General features: G+C 40.4%; 17 protein-coding genes and 9 tRNA genes. 20 read left to right on the top strand and 6 right to left on the bottom strand.

Annotated elements, in window-relative coordinates; all coding sequences use genetic code 11:
- The first annotated feature begins 54 nt into the window (after positions 1–54).
- From ruvC to L1267_RS07375, 19 genes are all read left to right on the top strand, one after another.
- Positions 55–579, top strand: coding sequence for a crossover junction endodeoxyribonuclease RuvC (gene ruvC, locus L1267_RS07465; protein WP_054561285.1), 525 nt, complete (start codon positions 55–57; stop codon positions 577–579).
- A gap of 1 nt (position 580) precedes the next feature.
- On the top strand, positions 581–1,201 hold the full coding sequence (ruvA, locus tag L1267_RS07460; RefSeq protein WP_135925076.1) for a Holliday junction branch migration protein RuvA: 621 nt from the start codon (positions 581–583) through the stop codon (positions 1,199–1,201).
- Positions 1,202–1,208: 7 nt separating this feature from the next.
- On the top strand, positions 1,209–2,213 hold the full coding sequence (gene ruvB / locus L1267_RS07455) for a Holliday junction branch migration DNA helicase RuvB (RefSeq protein ID WP_135925074.1): 1,005 nt from the start codon (positions 1,209–1,211) through the stop codon (positions 2,211–2,213).
- A gap of 969 nt (positions 2,214–3,182) precedes the next feature.
- Positions 3,183–3,887, top strand: a complete 705-nt coding sequence (gene tolQ, locus L1267_RS07450; RefSeq protein WP_135925071.1) for a protein TolQ — start codon at positions 3,183–3,185, stop codon at positions 3,885–3,887.
- Positions 3,874–4,299 (top strand): protein TolR, encoded by a 426-nt coding sequence (tolR, locus tag L1267_RS07445; protein ID WP_135925068.1) that lies wholly within the window; start codon positions 3,874–3,876, stop codon positions 4,297–4,299. The genes tolQ and tolR overlap by 14 nt, the downstream gene beginning before the upstream one ends.
- Position 4,300: 1 nt before the next feature.
- Positions 4,301–5,239, top strand: a complete 939-nt coding sequence (gene tolA, locus L1267_RS07440) for a cell envelope integrity protein TolA (RefSeq protein ID WP_135925066.1) — start codon at positions 4,301–4,303, stop codon at positions 5,237–5,239.
- A gap of 9 nt (positions 5,240–5,248) precedes the next feature.
- Entirely contained in the window at positions 5,249–6,607 is a 1,359-nt protein-coding gene (gene tolB, locus L1267_RS07435) for a Tol-Pal system beta propeller repeat protein TolB (protein ID WP_135925063.1), read from the top strand.
- A 34-nt stretch (positions 6,608–6,641) separates the two neighbouring features.
- Complete coding sequence (gene pal, locus L1267_RS07430) at positions 6,642–7,184, top strand: peptidoglycan-associated lipoprotein Pal (RefSeq protein WP_135925061.1); 543 nt, start codon at positions 6,642–6,644, stop codon at positions 7,182–7,184.
- 12 nt (positions 7,185–7,196) lie between these two features.
- The gene (gene ybgF / locus L1267_RS07425; protein ID WP_135925058.1) at positions 7,197–7,955 is read left to right on the top strand and encodes a tol-pal system protein YbgF; all 759 of its coding nucleotides are present in this window, start codon (positions 7,197–7,199) and stop codon (positions 7,953–7,955) included.
- Between the two features lie 168 nt (positions 7,956–8,123).
- Positions 8,124–8,199: transfer RNA gene (locus L1267_RS07420), tRNA-Lys, on the top strand.
- A gap of 62 nt (positions 8,200–8,261) precedes the next feature.
- Positions 8,262–8,337: transfer RNA gene (locus L1267_RS07415), tRNA-Lys, on the top strand.
- Positions 8,338–8,393: 56 nt separating this feature from the next.
- A tRNA-Lys gene (locus L1267_RS07410) sits at positions 8,394–8,469 on the top strand.
- A 57-nt stretch (positions 8,470–8,526) separates the two neighbouring features.
- Positions 8,527–8,602: transfer RNA gene (locus tag L1267_RS07405), tRNA-Lys, on the top strand.
- Positions 8,603–8,660: 58 nt separating this feature from the next.
- Positions 8,661–8,736 (top strand) — tRNA-Lys (locus L1267_RS07400).
- 49 nt (positions 8,737–8,785) lie between these two features.
- Positions 8,786–8,861, top strand: a tRNA-Lys gene (locus tag L1267_RS07395).
- A gap of 51 nt (positions 8,862–8,912) precedes the next feature.
- Positions 8,913–8,988 (top strand) — tRNA-Lys (locus L1267_RS07390).
- 54 nt (positions 8,989–9,042) lie between these two features.
- Positions 9,043–9,118 (top strand) — tRNA-Lys (locus L1267_RS07385).
- A gap of 129 nt (positions 9,119–9,247) precedes the next feature.
- Positions 9,248–10,288: a quinolinate synthase NadA gene (gene nadA, locus L1267_RS07380; RefSeq protein WP_135925056.1), complete on the top strand. Its 1,041-nt coding sequence runs from the start codon at positions 9,248–9,250 to the stop codon at positions 10,286–10,288.
- 138 nt (positions 10,289–10,426) lie between these two features.
- Positions 10,427–10,514 (top strand) — tRNA-Ser (locus L1267_RS07375).
- Positions 10,515–10,578: 64 nt separating this feature from the next.
- Here L1267_RS07375 and L1267_RS07370 read toward each other — a convergent pair.
- The 4 genes from L1267_RS07370 to L1267_RS07355 all read right to left on the bottom strand — a co-directional run bounded on the left by L1267_RS07370 (position 10,579) and on the right by L1267_RS07355 (position 14,363).
- Positions 10,579–12,303 (bottom strand): GspE/PulE family protein, encoded by a 1,725-nt coding sequence (locus L1267_RS07370; protein WP_235382485.1) that lies wholly within the window; start codon positions 12,301–12,303, stop codon positions 10,579–10,581.
- Positions 12,304–12,305: 2 nt separating this feature from the next.
- The gene (locus tag L1267_RS07365) at positions 12,306–12,728 is read right to left on the bottom strand and encodes a hypothetical protein (protein ID WP_235382484.1); all 423 of its coding nucleotides are present in this window, start codon (positions 12,726–12,728) and stop codon (positions 12,306–12,308) included.
- A gap of 18 nt (positions 12,729–12,746) precedes the next feature.
- A complete protein-coding gene (locus L1267_RS23745; protein ID WP_442960554.1) occupies positions 12,747–13,535 on the bottom strand; it encodes a hypothetical protein in 789 nt (262 codons plus the stop codon).
- A 303-nt stretch (positions 13,536–13,838) separates the two neighbouring features.
- Positions 13,839–14,363, bottom strand: coding sequence for a carboxymuconolactone decarboxylase family protein (locus tag L1267_RS07355; RefSeq protein WP_235382483.1), 525 nt, complete (start codon positions 14,361–14,363; stop codon positions 13,839–13,841).
- Between the two features lie 229 nt (positions 14,364–14,592).
- On the opposite strand from L1267_RS07355, the gene L1267_RS07350 reads away from it, so the two are divergent.
- Positions 14,593–15,477: an AraC family transcriptional regulator gene (locus tag L1267_RS07350; RefSeq protein WP_135925043.1), complete on the top strand. Its 885-nt coding sequence runs from the start codon at positions 14,593–14,595 to the stop codon at positions 15,475–15,477.
- A gap of 27 nt (positions 15,478–15,504) precedes the next feature.
- Here the strand turns inward: L1267_RS07350 and L1267_RS07345 are convergent, their stop codons facing one another.
- Both L1267_RS07345 and L1267_RS07340 read right to left on the bottom strand, forming a co-directional pair.
- Positions 15,505–15,903, bottom strand: a complete 399-nt coding sequence (locus L1267_RS07345) for a DUF2750 domain-containing protein (RefSeq protein WP_135925041.1) — start codon at positions 15,901–15,903, stop codon at positions 15,505–15,507.
- Between the two features lie 85 nt (positions 15,904–15,988).
- Positions 15,989–16,570, bottom strand: a complete 582-nt coding sequence (locus tag L1267_RS07340; RefSeq protein ID WP_235382482.1) for a TetR/AcrR family transcriptional regulator — start codon at positions 16,568–16,570, stop codon at positions 15,989–15,991.
- Positions 16,571–16,651: the final 81 nt, after the last annotated feature.

Genomic DNA, 16,651 nt, shown 5'->3' with positions numbered 1-16,651 from the left:
AGTGCTCTGGCATTATTAACTGCAGATAATAATGATAATAGACGGGTCAGTTAGTTGGCGATTATTTTAGGAATTGATCCTGGTTCACGATTAACAGGGTATGGTGTGATTGCCCATCAAGGTGCAAAGTTTACCTATTTAGGAAGTGGTTGCATTAAATTAGCCGATCACGATTTTCCGGTGCGCTTAAAAATGATTTACCAAGGTATTAGCCAGTTGGTAGAACAATTCTCTCCAGATAGCTTTGCTATCGAAAAAGTGTTTATGGCACATAATCCAGACTCGGCACTTAAACTAGGCCAAGCCCGAGGTGCTGCAATTGTTGGTGCTTCAATGGCTGAGCTGCCAGTTTATGAGTATTCGGCAAGACAAATTAAGCAAGCAGTTGTGGGTAATGGTGGAGCCGATAAGTCACAAGTACAGCATATGGTTAAAAATATATTAAAATTACCGGGCACTCCGCAAGCCGATGCTGCTGATGCCTTGGCTATTGCTATTTGTCATGCTCACTCAGAACAAAATTTAATAAAACTTGCGGGGAGCGCTAGCAAAACCGTAAGAGGACGATTAAGGAAGTAATATGATTGGTCGATTAAATGGCTTACTAGTTGAAAAACAGCCACCAGAAATTCTTATTGAAGTAAGTGGTGTAGGCTACGAAGTACAAATGCCAATGACCTGTTTTTATGATTTACCGGCAGTGGGTGAGCAAGCGATTATTTATACCCACTTTGTAGTTCGTGAAGATGCCCAGCTATTATTTGGTTTTAACAATAAAACCGAACGCGCTTTATTTAGAGAGCTATTAAAAGCCAATGGTGTTGGCCCTAAACTTGGCCTTGCCATTTTATCGGGAATGTCGGCGCAGCAATTTGTAACGTGTGTAAATAATGAAGATGCGACTACTTTGGTTAAACTACCGGGGGTTGGTAAAAAAACCGCTGAGCGTTTAGTGCTTGAAATGAAAGACAGACTTAAAAATTGGGGTAATGACTTATTTACGCCATTTAGCGATAATGCGGTTATTGAGCCTGCAAGTAATAATACACTTGTGGCAAATAATGCTGCCGATGATGCTGTTTCAGCGCTTGAAGCATTAGGTTACAAATTACCGCAAGCACAAAAAGCGGTTAAAGCAGTTAATAAACCAGATATGACGACCGAGGTTCTAATTAAAGAAGCTCTAAAATCAATGTTGTGAGTAAACCATGATTGAAGCAGATCGCTTAATTGATGCATCTGAGCAAAGTAACGAAGACAGTGTTGACCGTGCTATACGGCCAAAGCTTCTTAACGATTACACAGGCCAGCCGCATGTTAAGCAACAAATGGAAATTTTTATTGAGGCCGCACGGCACCGTGGTGAAGCACTCGATCACTTATTAATATTCGGTCCACCGGGTCTTGGTAAAACGACTCTTGCTAACATTGTTGCTAACGAGCTTAACGTAAATATTAAAACTACCTCTGGCCCTGTACTCGAAAAGGCAGGGGACCTTGCTGCACTTTTAACAAACCTTGAAGAAGGTGATGTACTTTTTATTGATGAAATACATCGGCTAAGTCCACAAGTTGAAGAGATTTTATATCCTGCGATGGAAGATTATCAGCTAGATATTATGATTGGTGAAGGCCCTGCTGCGCGCTCAATAAAACTCGATTTACCGCCATTTACATTAATTGGCGCAACAACACGGGCAGGATCACTTACCTCACCGCTAAGAGACCGTTTTGGTATTGTACAGCGCTTAGAGTTTTATTCTGTTGAAGACTTATCAAAAATTGTTGCTCGTTCTGCCAGCTTTTTAAATTTAACCATGTGTGATGAAGGCGCGGCAGAAATAGCCAAGCGCTCGCGTGGTACCCCTCGTATTGCAAATCGTTTGTTGCGCCGTGTGCGTGATTACACCCAAGTACGCTCAGACGGTAAAGTAAATGCTTCGGTGGCTGAGCAAGCACTCGATATGATTGATGTTGATAAAAGTGGCTTTGATTATATGGACCGTAAATACTTGCTTGCTATTATCGAAAAATTTATGGGTGGCCCAGTTGGTCTTGATAACCTCGCTGCTGCCATTGGCGAAGAAAAAGAAACCATAGAAGATGTAATAGAGCCTTTCTTAATACAGCAAGGTTTTATTCAACGCACTCCACGCGGACGACTTGTCTCGGATATTGCCTACCTTCACTTTGGTTTAACACCCGATAAATAATCAAACCTAAAGCTTAGTTACAAGCTTTTTATTTATAAGTTTCGAGCAGCTCAAAAGGGCTGCTTTTTTAATTTAGGTAACTTGGTTTTATTTATTAGCAAGATAGGATTTACCGCTTACCGCTTACCGCTTACCGCTTACCGCTTACCGCTTACCGCTTACCGCTTACCGCTTACCGCTTACCGCTTAGTATCATTTTAACATCTGTAATTCACATGCTGTTAAGTTAGCTGTAGGTATTCTCGTTCACGTTTGCTCAGGCAAAAAAAAGCCCGCATAAGGATGCGGGCAAACAACAAGTTGAAGGAAGTAATCTTGGAAACTATGGTCAATTTGAACGAGGTTTTATCCTGTGCAAATTAACCTGGAGCAATACGAAACATCATAATGCAAAAAACTGAGCTTAATGAAAGACTCTTTCATGAGGTTGCTAGCTCGGTATAAGTAAATAATACGCAATGAAGGATTTTTCTTCAAACTAGAAAAATTTTATTTTCAGATAAAAAAAACTAATGTGAGTGAAAATTTAAGTTGTGTGCTTTTTGTTCGCTTTTTGGTGTTTTTATATTTAAGCTCATGAATAAAGTGGGTTTTAAAAATTTTATGAACTTCATTCAGGATTAGTTTAAGTATTCTGTAGTAGATTTGCAAAACTGCTTTTGGGTGTTTATGCGTGTTTTTTGAATAAAAGCGCTATTTTTTGAGGTTTTATTAGCTTTTTAGGATTTTTGTAATGACTTTTTATTAAGGTAAAAATATGCACAAAAAGACGAGTGAAACTTAATATGACTAAAAAATAGCTAAGCAATTTGCTTTTTACCGTTAATTGCCGCTAATTCACAGCAAGAGCGTTGTCAGTTTATAACTGACTATATACACTAGGCACAACTTTTGGCCTCATTTATGGTCAAACAGTGCGCATGTAAAAAATATAACAAATTATATAGAAATCTATTTTAGGAGTTTAACGTGGGATCAGGGCTTAACTTTTTAGATCTTATTCTAGAAGCCAGTGTACTTGTCCAGCTAGTAATGTTGGCATTAGTCGGTATGTCGGTAATGTCATGGGCAATTATTTTTCAACGTAAAAAAGCGATTTCTGATGCACTTAATGGCGCAAAGCGTTTTGAGCAAAAGTTTTGGTCAGGCGTTGATTTAAGTAAACTATATAATGAAGTGTCAGCCCGTCCTGGAGGCGCTTCTGGTGTTGAGGCACTTTTCGTCGCAGGTTTTAAAGAATTTGCTCGCCATAAGAAAAATTCAATTCAAAGCGCAAGTATTGTGATGGAAGGAACGCATCGTTCTATGCGCGTTGCTTTGTCTCGCGAAGTAGAAAAACTAGAATCAAGTCTTTCATTTTTAGCAACAGTAGGTTCAATTAGCCCATATATCGGCCTATTTGGTACGGTGTGGGGTATCATGAATGCGTTTATCGCGTTAGGCGAAGTTAAGCAAGCTACGTTACAAATGGTTGCACCAGGTATTGCAGAAGCACTCATCGCTACAGCGATGGGCTTATTTGCGGCAATCCCAGCTGTTATCGCTTACAACCGTTTTGCAAACAAAGTAGAAAAGCTTGAAGGTAATTACATTAACTTCATGGAAGAGTTTGCTAATATTTTACACCGCCAAGCAGCTACACAAATAGAGGCTAAAGCGAATGTATCAGCGTAAGAAACGTCGCCCTGTAGGGGAGATAAACGTAGTACCTTACATTGATGTAATGTTAGTACTGCTAATTATATTTATGGCAACAGCACCACTTATCACCCATGGTGTAAAAGTCGACTTACCGAAAATGGAAGAGTCTGATCTTGTTGATACCAAAGATACACCACCGATCATTGCTTCAATTGATGCCGAAGGTAAATATTATGTCAGTATTGGTACTGACCCTGAAGCGCCGATGGAGGCCCTTGATGTGGCGGCGGTTATAAAGCTACAGCTGCAGAAAAATCCAGATACTCCGGTTATGATTAAAGGCTCTGGCCGTGTTTCTTATCAAGAAGTATTGCTATTAATGGACTTTTTGAAAAACGCGGGTGTTCCGTCTGTTGGTTTAATGACTGAATCATTCGAGGAGTAGTATGCGTGCATCAATAATAAAATCGGTTATTTTGCACCTTGCTATCGTTGGTTTTTTAGTAGCGAGTGCAAACTTTCATATGCCAGCTCCTAAAGTCATGGAAGTAAACCTTAATCCAGCGTTACCTGCACCAGAAAAAGCTGTGTCTGCTGTTACCGTTGATCAACAACAGGTTGAGCAGAAAATTGCAGAGCTTAAAAAGCAAGAAGAAGCAAAAAAACAAGCCGAAGCGAAACGTATTCAAGAGCTAGAGCGTCGAGCTAATGAAGCGCGTAAGCAAAGAGAAGCTGAAGACCGTCGTCTTAAAAAGCTAGAGCAGCAGCGCCGTGCTAAGGAAAAAGAAAAAGCAGAAGCTGAAGCACAAGCGAAAAAAGCACGTGAAATTCAAGAGAAAGAACGTGCAAAAGCCAAACAAGCTGAAAAGCAAAAGCAAGAGGCTGAAGCTGCAGCAAAAGCAGCCGCTGATAAACGTAAAGCTGAAGAAGAAGCGTTAAAGAAAGCGGAAGAAGAGCGTAAGCGTAAAGCAGCTGAAGCAGAAGCTGAGCGTAAACGTAAAGCTGAAGAAGCTGAACGTAAGCGTCAACAAGCTTTACAAGAACAAATGCTGCAAGAACAGTTAGCAGCAGAGCAAGCTGCACGTAACAAGGTACGTCAACAACAAGTTCTAGGCGAAGTTGAAAAATACAAAGCGTTAATAATGGCACGCATTCAGCAAAACTTCTTAAAAGATGAGAAGATGAAAGGCAAAGAGTGTCGCCTTAATATACGTCTTGGTTTTAATGGCCTTGTGACTCAAGTAAAATCGCTTGGTGGTGATACCTTAGTGTGTGAAGCTGCAATGCGTGCAGTGCGTATGGCAGATACATTACCAGTATCACCTGATCGTGACGTATTTGAGCAACTAAAAAATATAAACTTAACCATAGCACCTAAATTTTAAAGGAATGATATGTTTAACCAGATAAAAACTGCGTTTTTTATTGTATTACTGGGCTTTCATGGCATTGCCAGTGCTGCCTTAGAAATTGTAATTACCGATGGTATCGATGGCGCTCGCCCAATTGCGGTTGTGCCTTTTAAATATCAAGGTGTTGGTCCTATCCCTGAAGAATTAAATAAAGTGATTGCAGCTGATTTAATGCGCAGTGGTAAGTTTAAGCCAATCGATGTAGCAAACATGCCGCAGTTACCGGGCAAAGATGCTGATGTTGACTATGGCGCATGGGTTAACCAAGGCGTTGAGGCTGTGCTTGTTGGTCAAGTAGAGCAACAGCCAGGCGGTCGCTACCTTGTAAAATATGAACTTATTGATGTTATTCGTGGGCAAATCACTGGCGGACAAACAAAAATGATGGCTAATGGCAAATTAATGCAAAGCCAAGATCATATTTTAGACGCCCGTGAAAGTGTGATTTCTGAAACCGGTTTTCGCCGTTATGCACATCGCATTAGTGATGTGGTTTACGAAGCGCTAACTGGCGAAAAAGGCGCATTTTTAACAAAAATTGCTTACGTTATCGTGCGTGATGATGAGCCAAAACCTTATCAGCTCGTTGTTGCAGATTACGACGGTTATAATGAACAAGTTCTACTTCGCTCTAAAGAACCTCTTATGTCACCAGCGTGGTCACCAGATGGGACTAAGCTTGCGTATGTAACTTTTGAGAATCGTCAAAGCCAAATTTACATCCAAGATCTTTACACTGGTAAGCGCGAGTTAATCACAAGCCATCAAGGTATCAATGGTGCACCACAGTTTTCACCAGATGGTAAAAAGCTACTTTTAGTACTTTCGAAAGACCGCAATGGTGCAACCGAAGTATACCTTTTAGACCTTGCTACGCGTAAAGAAACACGCCTAACAAATCACCGCAGTATCGATACAGAGCCTTCTTGGTTCCCAAATGGTGAAGATATTGTGTTTACGTCTGAAAGGGGTGGTAATGCCCAGATTTATAAGTTAAATTTAAAAACAGGCAGAGCTAAAAGAATGACGTTTGATGGTGATATGAATTTAGCAGGTTCTATTTCACCTGACGGAAAAGAATTAGTGATGGTGAATCGAACAAACGGTCGATACCATCTTGCTAAAAAAGAGCTAGCTACTGGTGCGTTCCAAGTGTTAACGAGAACACGCCTAGATGAATCGCCAAGTATCGCGCCAAACGGTTCGATGATTATCTATAGCACGCTTCATAATAATAAACAGGTATTAGCGTTAGTTTCTATGGATGGTCGCTTTAAAGCACGTTTGCCTGTACTAGACGGACAAGTTAAGGCACCGGCTTGGTCGCCTTATTTACAGTAATTTTACTGGTTTACTCAATATAGGAATCAATTAAATGCAACTTAATAAAACTTTAAAAGGCCTGCTAATTGCTGTGCCAGTGATGACATTAGCAGCATGTAGCTCTTCTTCTGATCTTGATGAAGGTGCTGCAAACCAATCTAACCAAGGTATGGTTGAGCAATCAAACAACAATGATACAGTTGAAGTTGCAACACTTACTCCAGAGCAGCAAGCTGAAGAAGCACTTCGTCAAAAATACGAAGCGTTACGTCAAGAGCAAATCATTTACTTCGGTTTTGATAATGCAAAAATTCAAAGCAAATATGCTGAGCTTTTACAAGCACACGCTGAATTCTTAGTACAAAACCCATCAGTTAAAGTACTAATCGAAGGTCACGCAGATGAGCGCGGTACACCTGAGTACAACATCGCGTTAGGTGAGCACCGTGGTCAAGCAGTAGAAAAATATTTACAAAGCTTAGGTGTTTCTGCTAGCCAAATGTCAGTAGTGAGCTATGGTGAAGAAAAGCCAATGGTTAAGTCTCGCACTGAAGAAGCGTTCGCGAAAAACCGTCGCGCAGTATTAGTTTACTAATAAAGAGTCATTATGAAGCCGAAAATTATTTTGGCAGCAATGATCTTAAGCGGGAGCACCCAGTTATGGGCTGCTCCCGCTCCTGTTTCAGAAGCTGCAAGCTCACAATCGAGCATTGAGAAGCGTTTAGTCGCGTTAGAAAACATGATGAAGTCACGTAATTTATTACAAGCTGAGCTTCAGCAGCAGCTTAATATATTACAAGACGAAGTAAGCCAAGTTCGTGGTATTACGGAAGAGCAAAGCTATAAGCTTGAAAAAGTACTTCAGCGCCAACGCGAGTTGTACCAAGAAATCGAGAATCGTGTAAGCCAAGCATATAGCCAACCTGCTACGCCAGCTCAACCTACAAACAGCTATACCGATGTAGGGGCTACGCAAGCGATTAGTTCAGACTTATCAGAAAACGAGGCTTATGAGCGCGCTGTAGCGTTAATCATGAAAGATAAACGTTATGAGCAAGCGATTCCTGAGTTTCAAACATTCTTAACGACTTATCCTAATTCAGTATATGCATCTAATGCACATTATTGGTTAGGTCAGTTGTTAACAATACAAAATGATCAAGCGGGTGCGACTGAACACTTTAAAAAAGTAGTCAATGAGTATCCTAATTCTAACAAGCGCCCAGATGCGATGCTAAAGTTAGGAAACTTATTAGCTGATCAAGGTTTAAGCGAGCAAGCACTTAAAACCTTTAATGATTTAATTAATCAGTACCCAAGTACGACTGCTGCAAAATTAGCCACAGAACGTCTGTCGCAAATGTAGATTTGACCTGATTAGACTGCTTTTTGACTTAAGCGGTCTAAAATTAGGCATCTAGACATAAAAACTTAAAAAAAGAGATATTTTCTGTTGCACTCAGCATTTAAATAAGTATTATAAGCGCCCGCAGCAGGCGATTGGTAACAACAGCCGAATTGCGGAAAAAAGAGCGGGTCATTAGCTCAGTTGGTAGAGCAGTGGACTTTTAATCCATTGGTCGATGGTTCAAGTCCATCATGACCCACCATTCTATTATAATGGTAATCTTTAATCGACGGATTTACGTATAGCTTTTATAAGCATCAGAGCGGGTCATTAGCTCAGTTGGTAGAGCAGTGGACTTTTAATCCATTGGTCGATGGTTCAAGTCCATCATGACCCACCATTCTTTGAATGGTTCTATATCGGCGGATTTACGTAGCTTTTAATAAGCAGCAGAGCGGGTCATTAGCTCAGTTGGTAGAGCAGTGGACTTTTAATCCATTGGTCGATGGTTCAAGTCCATCATGACCCACCATTCTTTTTGAATGGTCATATCGGCGGATTTACGCAGCTTTTTTACAAGCATCAGAGCGGGTCATTAGCTCAGTTGGTAGAGCAGTGGACTTTTAATCCATTGGTCGATGGTTCAAGTCCATCATGACCCACCATTCTTTTTGAATGGTCTTATATCGGCGGATTTACGCAGCTTTAATTAAGCGACAGAGCGGGTCATTAGCTCAGTTGGTAGAGCAGTGGACTTTTAATCCATTGGTCGATGGTTCAAGTCCATCATGACCCACCATTCTTCGAATGGTCTTATATCGGCGGATTTACGCACTAAATACCAGAGCGGGTCATTAGCTCAGTTGGTAGAGCAGTGGACTTTTAATCCATTGGTCGATGGTTCAAGTCCATCATGACCCACCATTTTAAATGGTATTTTACATCGGCGGATTTACGTATCTAAATATCCAGAGCGGGTCATTAGCTCAGTTGGTAGAGCAGTGGACTTTTAATCCATTGGTCGATGGTTCAAGTCCATCATGACCCACCATTTCTAAAAATGGTATCTCACATCGGCGGATTTACGCATCTAAATATTCAGAGCGGGTCATTAGCTCAGTTGGTAGAGCAGTGGACTTTTAATCCATTGGTCGATGGTTCAAGTCCATCATGACCCACCATCTCTTACTTACCTTTTCTATCTAAGTTATCCTTTATTTATCTTAACAGCGCACAGCAATACTGTTCTTTAGCTTAAGATTCTCGTATAATTCGCGCCATGAATGCACTGTGGACTAAGTGGTCGAGAAATGAGTCTAGCTGAACAAATTATGCCTGAAGATTATATCTTCCCTCCAAAGCCAGCTCCGTTATCAAAAGACGAGCAAGCCGAGTACAAGGCACGTATCAAACAATTATTGAAAGATAAGAACGCCGTTCTTGTTGCCCATTATTACACTGATCCTGAAATTCAAGCGCTTGCTGAAGAAACAGGTGGTTGTGTTGCTGACTCGCTAGAAATGGCGCGTTTTGGCGCTAAGCACGACGCAGATGTAATTGTGGTTGCGGGTGTTCGCTTCATGGGCGAAACAGCAAAAATCCTTACGCCAAATAAAACAGTTGTTATGCCAACACTTGCTGCAACCTGTTCATTAGACGTAGGTTGCCCAATCGAAGAGTTCTCTGCGTTTTGTGATCAGCATCCAGATCGCAAAGTAGTAGTGTATGCAAATACATCAACTGCAGTTAAGGCGCGTGCTGATTGGATAGTGACTTCTTCATGTGCCCTAGAGATCGTAGAGCACTTAGACGAGCAAGGCGAAAAAATCATTTGGGGTCCTGACAAACACTTAGGTTCTTATATTCAAAAGAACACAGGTGCTGACATGATCATGTGGAATGGCGCCTGTATCGTTCATGACGAGTTTAAAACCAAAGCACTTAAGGATATGAAAGCCTTACACCCAGATGCGGCTGTATTGGTTCACCCAGAGTCACCTGCGGAGATTGTAGCCTTAGCAGATGCAGTTGGTTCAACAAGCCAACTTATCAAAGCAGCGCAAACTATGGACAACAAAAAGTTCATCGTCGCGACTGACCGTGGCATTTTCTACAAAATGCAGCAGTTATGCCCAGAGAAAGAATTCTTTGAAGCACCAACAGCAGGTGAAGGTGCAACGTGTAAAAGCTGTGCACATTGCCCGTGGATGGCAATGAATGGCTTAAAAGCGATTGAAGAAGCACTGACAGACCCAGAAGGTAAAGAAGTGTTTGTTGATATGGACTTACGCGAAGGCGCATTAAAGTCGCTTAACCGTATGTTAGAGTTCTCAGCAACGCTTCAGCGTTAATGTTTATACAAAAGGCAAGGTGTTTACCTTGCCTTTTTTGTTTGATTACTAATCACTTAACTACACTATTTTAAAAAGCCCTTGCGTCTGTAGGGTTGTTTTCATACTATAACGCCGCGCTAAACTCTAAGCGCCTTAGGTGACGTGTCCGAGTGGCTGAAGGAGCACGCCTGGAAAGTGTGTATACGGCAACGTATCGAGAGTTCGAATCTCTCCGTCACCGCCATTTCTTTATCTACCAAGCTTACTTTAATTATTCTCAAATGGTTTAAAGGCGTATTTTAGCTAGTCTAATTATCCAAGCTGTTAATTCTTTCACACTCTTTCCAAAAAGACTGTCCTAATACTCTGTTTATTTCTTCTGCTGAAGTGAGGCCTTTTGATAATGCTTCTAAGGCCACTTTATATAAAGACCTCGCACCGCTTTGAGCTGCAACCTCTCTTAACTTACTGGTACTCTCTCCAGCTCTAATTGCATCGGCTAGTTGATAGTCTATAGTGATTATTTCGAACAGAGGGATGCGTCCTTTGTAACCAGTGTGATCGCACTCATCGCAACCTGATGGCGACATAATATTTATATCAGGAAAGATACTTTTAAAGCGTTTGCCATGGGTATCTGTGGCCAATGGGCCACTTAGATTACAACTAGGGCATAGTTTTCTAATTAAGCGCTGTGCTGCAACACCTTTTAAAGAGTCGGCAATAATAGGCCGTGACACACCTAAGCCTATTAATCTTGAAATAGTCGTAATTGCATCACTAGTATGTAAGGTGGTCATCACAAAATGCCCCGTGATTGCAGCGCGAAAGGTCATTTCTGCGGTTTCTTCATCGCGAACTTCACCCATCAATATTACATCAGGGTCTTGTCTTAAAATACTTCTGAGGGCGCTGGAGAAGGTAAGGTTCTGTTGAGGATTAATATTAACTTGGGCAATACCTTCAATTTCATATTCTATAGGGTCTTCAACTGTAACAAGGCACTTTTCGGGTGAGTTTAATTCTTTTAAGGCAGCATAAAGTGTACTTGTTTTTCCTGACCCGGTAGGGCCTGTTATCACAAAGATACCTTCGCTACTTTGCAGTAAGTTTTTAAATGTGTCGAGCTCTTGCTGTTGTAAACCAATATCATCTAACTTGTTTACAACAGATTTGATTAGCAGGCGGATGACTACTTTTTCTCCCCCTTTAACAGGTAATGTCGATACCCGTAGGTCAACATCTTGGCCTTTAAGCTCTAAACTCACACTACCATCTTGTGGGACCATTTTTTTTGCTAAATTAAGGCCAGCTAATGCTTTTATTCTTTGTATTATTGGGATAAAAACTTGTGCAGGTAATTCTGATATGACCCTTAACATGCCATCTACTCTGTAACGAACTATGCCGCCATTATTAAAGGGTTCTATATGGATATCACTGGCTTTAAATATAAATGCCTCTAATAGCATTTCAGATACAATTTTAACGATGGCTGAGTTTGAAGAGTCGGGCTCATTTCGTTTGGTTCGTGTGTTAAGTTGGGTTGTTTTTATAATAATGTCATTTTCAGATAGCATTTGCTCCTGATAAAACATTTCTGTCCATTTTGCTATGAGCTCGGGTGATGCCAATACTGACTTAACATGCAGGGTCGTTAAAAATTCAACCATTGCTTCCATATCAGTATCAAATGGGTGGGGTGAAGCAACTGTTAATAAGCCATCAGCAAAGTCCACAGGAAAAATGCCATACTCTCTGGCTACTTTAAGAGAAACATAATGAAGCAATTCTTCCGGCACATTGGTAGGAGGTTTTGCAACCTCTAACTGGTAACTCTTTGCAATCATTTCAGTTAATATTTTGCTGTCGACTTGCAAAATTGCCTCTGCACTTTTCCATGCTGAAATCGCAGATTCACCGTTATACATTTCTTCAATATTAATATTGCTGTTAGTTGATTTTTCAATGCAAAATCGTTTTAGCCAATTAAAAGTGGCATTACTTCTGTGTACTTCATGTTTATCAGCCATACTCATTCCATATATATTTTGTCGTCTTTGGCATCAAACGTAATTGTTGAATTACCATGTGGAATGGTTAGGCGAAAATGTTCGTTGGTAATTTTTTCATAAGTTACATCCATAACAGATGCAATAGGGCTTGGTAAATCATCTGGCAGTTCTCCGTAAGTTGTGCGGTAATGTTCTACATCTTCTGCAATCATTAATAATGCAACTGAGCTGCCCGTTTGATAATCTCTGTCATAATTTACAGGGTGAGTTTCATGACCGATAACTAGTGCTTTTGCTAACAAAAACCCAAAAGCAATATATGTTGCATAAGGAAGCCAGCTCGGTAAAACAATAAAAGATCGATTTTTATTTCGTTGAGTATTTTGCGTTTCATTCATCGCTTGCGCGATACTTTCTTGCCATCGTTTATTGGTTGAAATCATTTTTATCTTCCTAGTTACTTATTCTTGATGGCCGTGCTGCTGACCTATATGTTGTTCAGGGTGTTTTACCCAGCCCGGAGGCCAATTCAAGTTAGAACCTGCATTACTGCGACTGCCTGATTCTGATTCACTATTTGTACCAGTTTCTGTACTTGTACTCGTTTGGCTACCCGTGTTGCTATCACCAATACTTCTATCTGGAGGTGGGGTGTTACCTGTGTTACTTGCATCAGGAAGTTGGGGGTTACCATTATTACTTGCTTCAGGTTGCTGGCTAGTCCCAGCATTAGCTAATTTAGGTGGTTGATTGATTTTGGGAAGGTTTGAATTTGCAGCTAAAGGCTCTTTATTTGTTTGGTGTGTCTCATAAGGTGTTGCTAACGCAATAATCATCATATTAGGAGTCACGAAAGAGTGTTTTAACTCAGTTATGTGATCTAAGGCATTAAGTACATTTAAACCGTTTTGACTATTTGCTTTTAAAAATAAAACAGGAAAAGCCTCATGACCGGTAAAATTAAAAAACCCAGAATGATTAACTAATTGAGCTGAAAATCCAATATCAAACTCTTCAGAAAACTGACTGGCAAGTCCTGGTAAATAGCTTGGGGCTTGACCAAAACTTGAACTTGAAAGCTCATTTGGCTTTGCCAGTGCATCTGGTGAAGTTGCTATAACATCCTGATATGCAAGCCCTATAGAATGGATTCTATATAACAAGGTAGCTGCTTTAGATTCATTTACATAGCTTTGATAATTAGGTAGAGCGATTAAGGATAAGATCCCTATAATTGATATAGCTACCATAAGCTCTACCAATGTGAACCCATTACTTTTAAAAAAGTTGAGCTTTCCCAAAATCGTTGATTTCATTAATACAATTCACTATTTAAGTTATATCTTCTTAAATATAGACAAAATCATAGGTTTTTCATCTTAGTTTAATTTATATTTTTCGTAACTTAAGGATGGTTAATTAAGTAAATTCAATGTTCTACAGTATAGTTGTTTGAAGGTTTTTCAGAGTTACTTTGCCAAACGATATGAGGAAACGAAAAGTTGTTACATGAATTAAAGTCAATAAGGAAAATTGCGCTTTGGTAGGTTTTATTAACCTATCATAGCAAAGTGCTTTTCGAGATAACATTTAGCGCGCATGGCTATGTGGCTACTGACCTTTCTGGCAAGTTCTATTACTAATAATTCAAGTTGTTCACGGCTATAGCCAAGTATTACACAGCGCTTTAGTTGCTCACTAACTAATCTGCTGACATCGTCTAACGCAAATAATGCACCTAAAGAGGCAAGCTCAAACACGGCGTTGTTTTGCTGCTCTATGCCAAACGGCAGCTGACCCAATGTCAGTGCGGTTTTTAGTTGCTGCTCTGTGCGTTTGATAAGCAGCGAATTTGAACCTTGAATATCATCAAGCGAGTTTAAAATATCTAGCGCCAACAATGCTTTTGGCACCCCAGAATACACACTAATATGCGGTAAAATATCACACAACTCTTGCATTGATACGCCATCATTCAATGCGTGCTGACATGCTCGTTTTAACAAAGGCTTGTCATGAACGGTTACCAAAGCAGCGATCGCGACAAACACAAATAGATCCGTGTTATTTGGGTTCATAATTTCTCTTTTGATTTTAGGTATTGAATATATTGAAGTTTTGTAGCAGTGGCTGATTACATAGAGTATGTAATCGAAAAATTGAAAATACATTATGGTCGATGATGGCGGTTTCTGCTTGCCATAAATGATGTAATTTTTGCCTAAAGCAACGAACTGTTACCTTAAATGGTCCTAACTTCAAATTACGGTGATACACTTAATGGAGTATTTATTAGAGGTAATCTAAATGCGTCAGGCATTATTAGAAGCAGTGAAAGCGATAGCGGTTGCAGATGGTAGTTTTGAAACAGCTATTCCAGAGTTATTGGTGTTCCGACGAAGCGAAGTTTCATTGCCGATGGCCTGCGTGTATGAATTAGGACTGGGCATTAGCTTGCAAGGCGCAAAGCGAGTGGTACTAGGTGAGCATAGTTATGATTACACTGACGGCCAATCACTCGTGACCTCAGTCGATGTGCCTGTTGCCTCACATATTACTCGTGCTAGTAAAGAGCAGCCATTTTACGGCTTATATCTACGCTTAGATGCTCATGAAATAAGCCATATTGTTGCTGAAATGGAGTTTGCAGGGCAAGATAAGTTCCCTAAACATCAAGCTATGTCGGTGGTTGATACTGATAACGGCTTACTTGATGCTTTGCTTAGGCTTATTCAACTCGACAATGAGCCACATTTAAAAGCTAATCTTGCGCCACTAATTAAAAAAGAAATCATATTGCGTTTATTAAATAGTCCTCATAGCCCTTATTTAAGACAGATTGTGATGTCTGGCTCTGCCCATCAAAAAATCGCCAAAACCTTATGTTGGTTAAAAGAAAACTTTACCAGTCAATTTTCAATCGATGATTTGGCTCGTGATGCACACATGAGCCCGTCAACATTCAGGCTGCATTTTCGTGATGTAGTAAAAATGAGCCCATTGCAGTATGTAAAAAACTTACGGCTACAAGCGGCAAGACAACTAATGCTCAATGAGCGAATAGATGTAGGCTCTGCAGCTTTAAAAGTGGGTTATGAAAGCCCATCCCAGTTTAGCCGCGAGTACACTCGCTTTTTTGGTAAGCCACCGATAAAAGATATTTCAGCACTGCGCTTACAACAAATAGCATAAAAAAGGGAGCGCATGGCTCCCTTGTATTTAAAATCGTTTTTTCGGCACTCTCAGTTGTGAGTCAAACTCGTCGGGGAATAAAATGGTGCCGTCGTCTTGATCTGTTGGGAACACCGCAATCAGTAAGTCATCTTGTTCAAGGCCGGGTGTCCAGCGACTTAACCAATCTTTTACTGGAATCGCTTTGGGCTCGCAATCTTGCCATTCACCGGTTGCCCAGCTTTGTGCAAACTCGCGGCTAGGCCATACAGGAACACAGTCGTCGTCTTCGTTAGAGAGCATGACACAGCCATGTTCATCATTGAGGATCCATACTTGTTTAAACTCTTGAACCGTTTCAAACATATAAGCGAGTCGTTTCTTTGCGCCTAAGGCGAGTACAGCATCAAACTCAGTTTCAACACGTTTAGCAGTTGCATTATTCATGACAAGCTCACTCTTTTAGTTATACACAGCTACACCTTAATCATAAGGTGATAAATAAATATGACAAGTAAAGTTAATAGCTAAATTAATTTACTAATGCAGCGAATAGATCGTCAGCAAGTTGTTGCAGAGATTTTGGTTCTTGATTTGTTAGTGCATAGGTACGAATACCGTATATACCCATTACTAAAAAGCGCGCCAACTGTTGAGCTGGCTTGCTACTTTTAAATTCGTTGTTATCAAGGGCTTTTTGAATTTGTTCGGCGAGGGCATTCTCGTAGGCATTAAGGTTACCACGCAGCACACTACAAATTTGTGGATCATTGCCTTCAACCTCAGAAATACTTTTTGTAAGCAAACATACCTTGGCAACTTCACCTTCAATACATTCATCAACAATCACAGTTAAGTAATGTTTGAGGGTCGATAAAATTGATTGTTGGTCATTAAAAAGGGCAGTAAATTGTTGGTTTCTGTCTTTTTGATACTGCTCAGTAGCGGCTAAAAATAAGCCTTTTTTGTTGCCATAAGCCGCGTAAATAGAGCCCGGATGAAGATGAGTCACTTCTTTTAATTTTTGCATACTGGTCTTCGCATAGCCATATTGCATAAAGGCATGCATGGCTTGGCGTAGTACAAATTCAGTATCAAATTCAGCAGTTCTCATTAAAGCTCCTCACGATATATAATACCAATCCGCAATAATACTTAGTCATTTTGAGGGATTAAACCTGTCGCTACCCGCGTT

This window comes from Pseudoalteromonas sp. OFAV1, from assembly GCF_021532595.1.
Lineage (GTDB): Bacteria > Pseudomonadota > Gammaproteobacteria > Enterobacterales > Alteromonadaceae > Pseudoalteromonas > Pseudoalteromonas lipolytica_C.
Note: the sequence above shows the minus strand (reverse complement) of the source record. Positions and strands in the feature narration are given on the sequence as shown.

What these genes read in the sequence shown, in the direction of transcription:
- L1267_RS07340 (WP_235382482.1), bottom strand. Translation starts at nt 16,570, where the DNA reads ATGAGAACTGCTGAATTTGATACTGAATTTGTACTACGCCAAGCCATG.
- ruvB (WP_135925074.1), top strand. Translation starts at nt 1,209, where the DNA reads ATGATTGAAGCAGATCGCTTAATTGATGCATCTGAGCAAAGTAACGAA.
- tolB (WP_135925063.1), top strand. Translation starts at nt 5,249, where the DNA reads ATGTTTAACCAGATAAAAACTGCGTTTTTTATTGTATTACTGGGCTTT.
- L1267_RS07345 (WP_135925041.1), bottom strand. Translation starts at nt 15,903, where the DNA reads ATGAATAATGCAACTGCTAAACGTGTTGAAACTGAGTTTGATGCTGTA.
- L1267_RS07350 (WP_135925043.1), top strand. Translation starts at nt 14,593, where the DNA reads ATGCGTCAGGCATTATTAGAAGCAGTGAAAGCGATAGCGGTTGCAGAT.
- L1267_RS07355 (WP_235382483.1), bottom strand. Translation starts at nt 14,363, where the DNA reads ATGAACCCAAATAACACGGATCTATTTGTGTTTGTCGCGATCGCTGCT.
- L1267_RS07370 (WP_235382485.1), bottom strand. Translation starts at nt 12,303, where the DNA reads ATGGCTGATAAACATGAAGTACACAGAAGTAATGCCACTTTTAATTGG.
- ybgF (WP_135925058.1), top strand. Translation starts at nt 7,197, where the DNA reads ATGAAGCCGAAAATTATTTTGGCAGCAATGATCTTAAGCGGGAGCACC.
- tolA (WP_135925066.1), top strand. Translation starts at nt 4,301, where the DNA reads ATGCGTGCATCAATAATAAAATCGGTTATTTTGCACCTTGCTATCGTT.
- ruvA (WP_135925076.1), top strand. Translation starts at nt 581, where the DNA reads ATGATTGGTCGATTAAATGGCTTACTAGTTGAAAAACAGCCACCAGAA.
- L1267_RS07365 (WP_235382484.1), bottom strand. Translation starts at nt 12,728, where the DNA reads ATGATTTCAACCAATAAACGATGGCAAGAAAGTATCGCGCAAGCGATG.
- pal (WP_135925061.1), top strand. Translation starts at nt 6,642, where the DNA reads ATGCAACTTAATAAAACTTTAAAAGGCCTGCTAATTGCTGTGCCAGTG.
- nadA (WP_135925056.1), top strand. Translation starts at nt 9,248, where the DNA reads ATGAGTCTAGCTGAACAAATTATGCCTGAAGATTATATCTTCCCTCCA.
- tolR (WP_135925068.1), top strand. Translation starts at nt 3,874, where the DNA reads ATGTATCAGCGTAAGAAACGTCGCCCTGTAGGGGAGATAAACGTAGTA.
- L1267_RS23745 (WP_442960554.1), bottom strand. Translation starts at nt 13,535, where the DNA reads ATGGTAGCTATATCAATTATAGGGATCTTATCCTTAATCGCTCTACCT.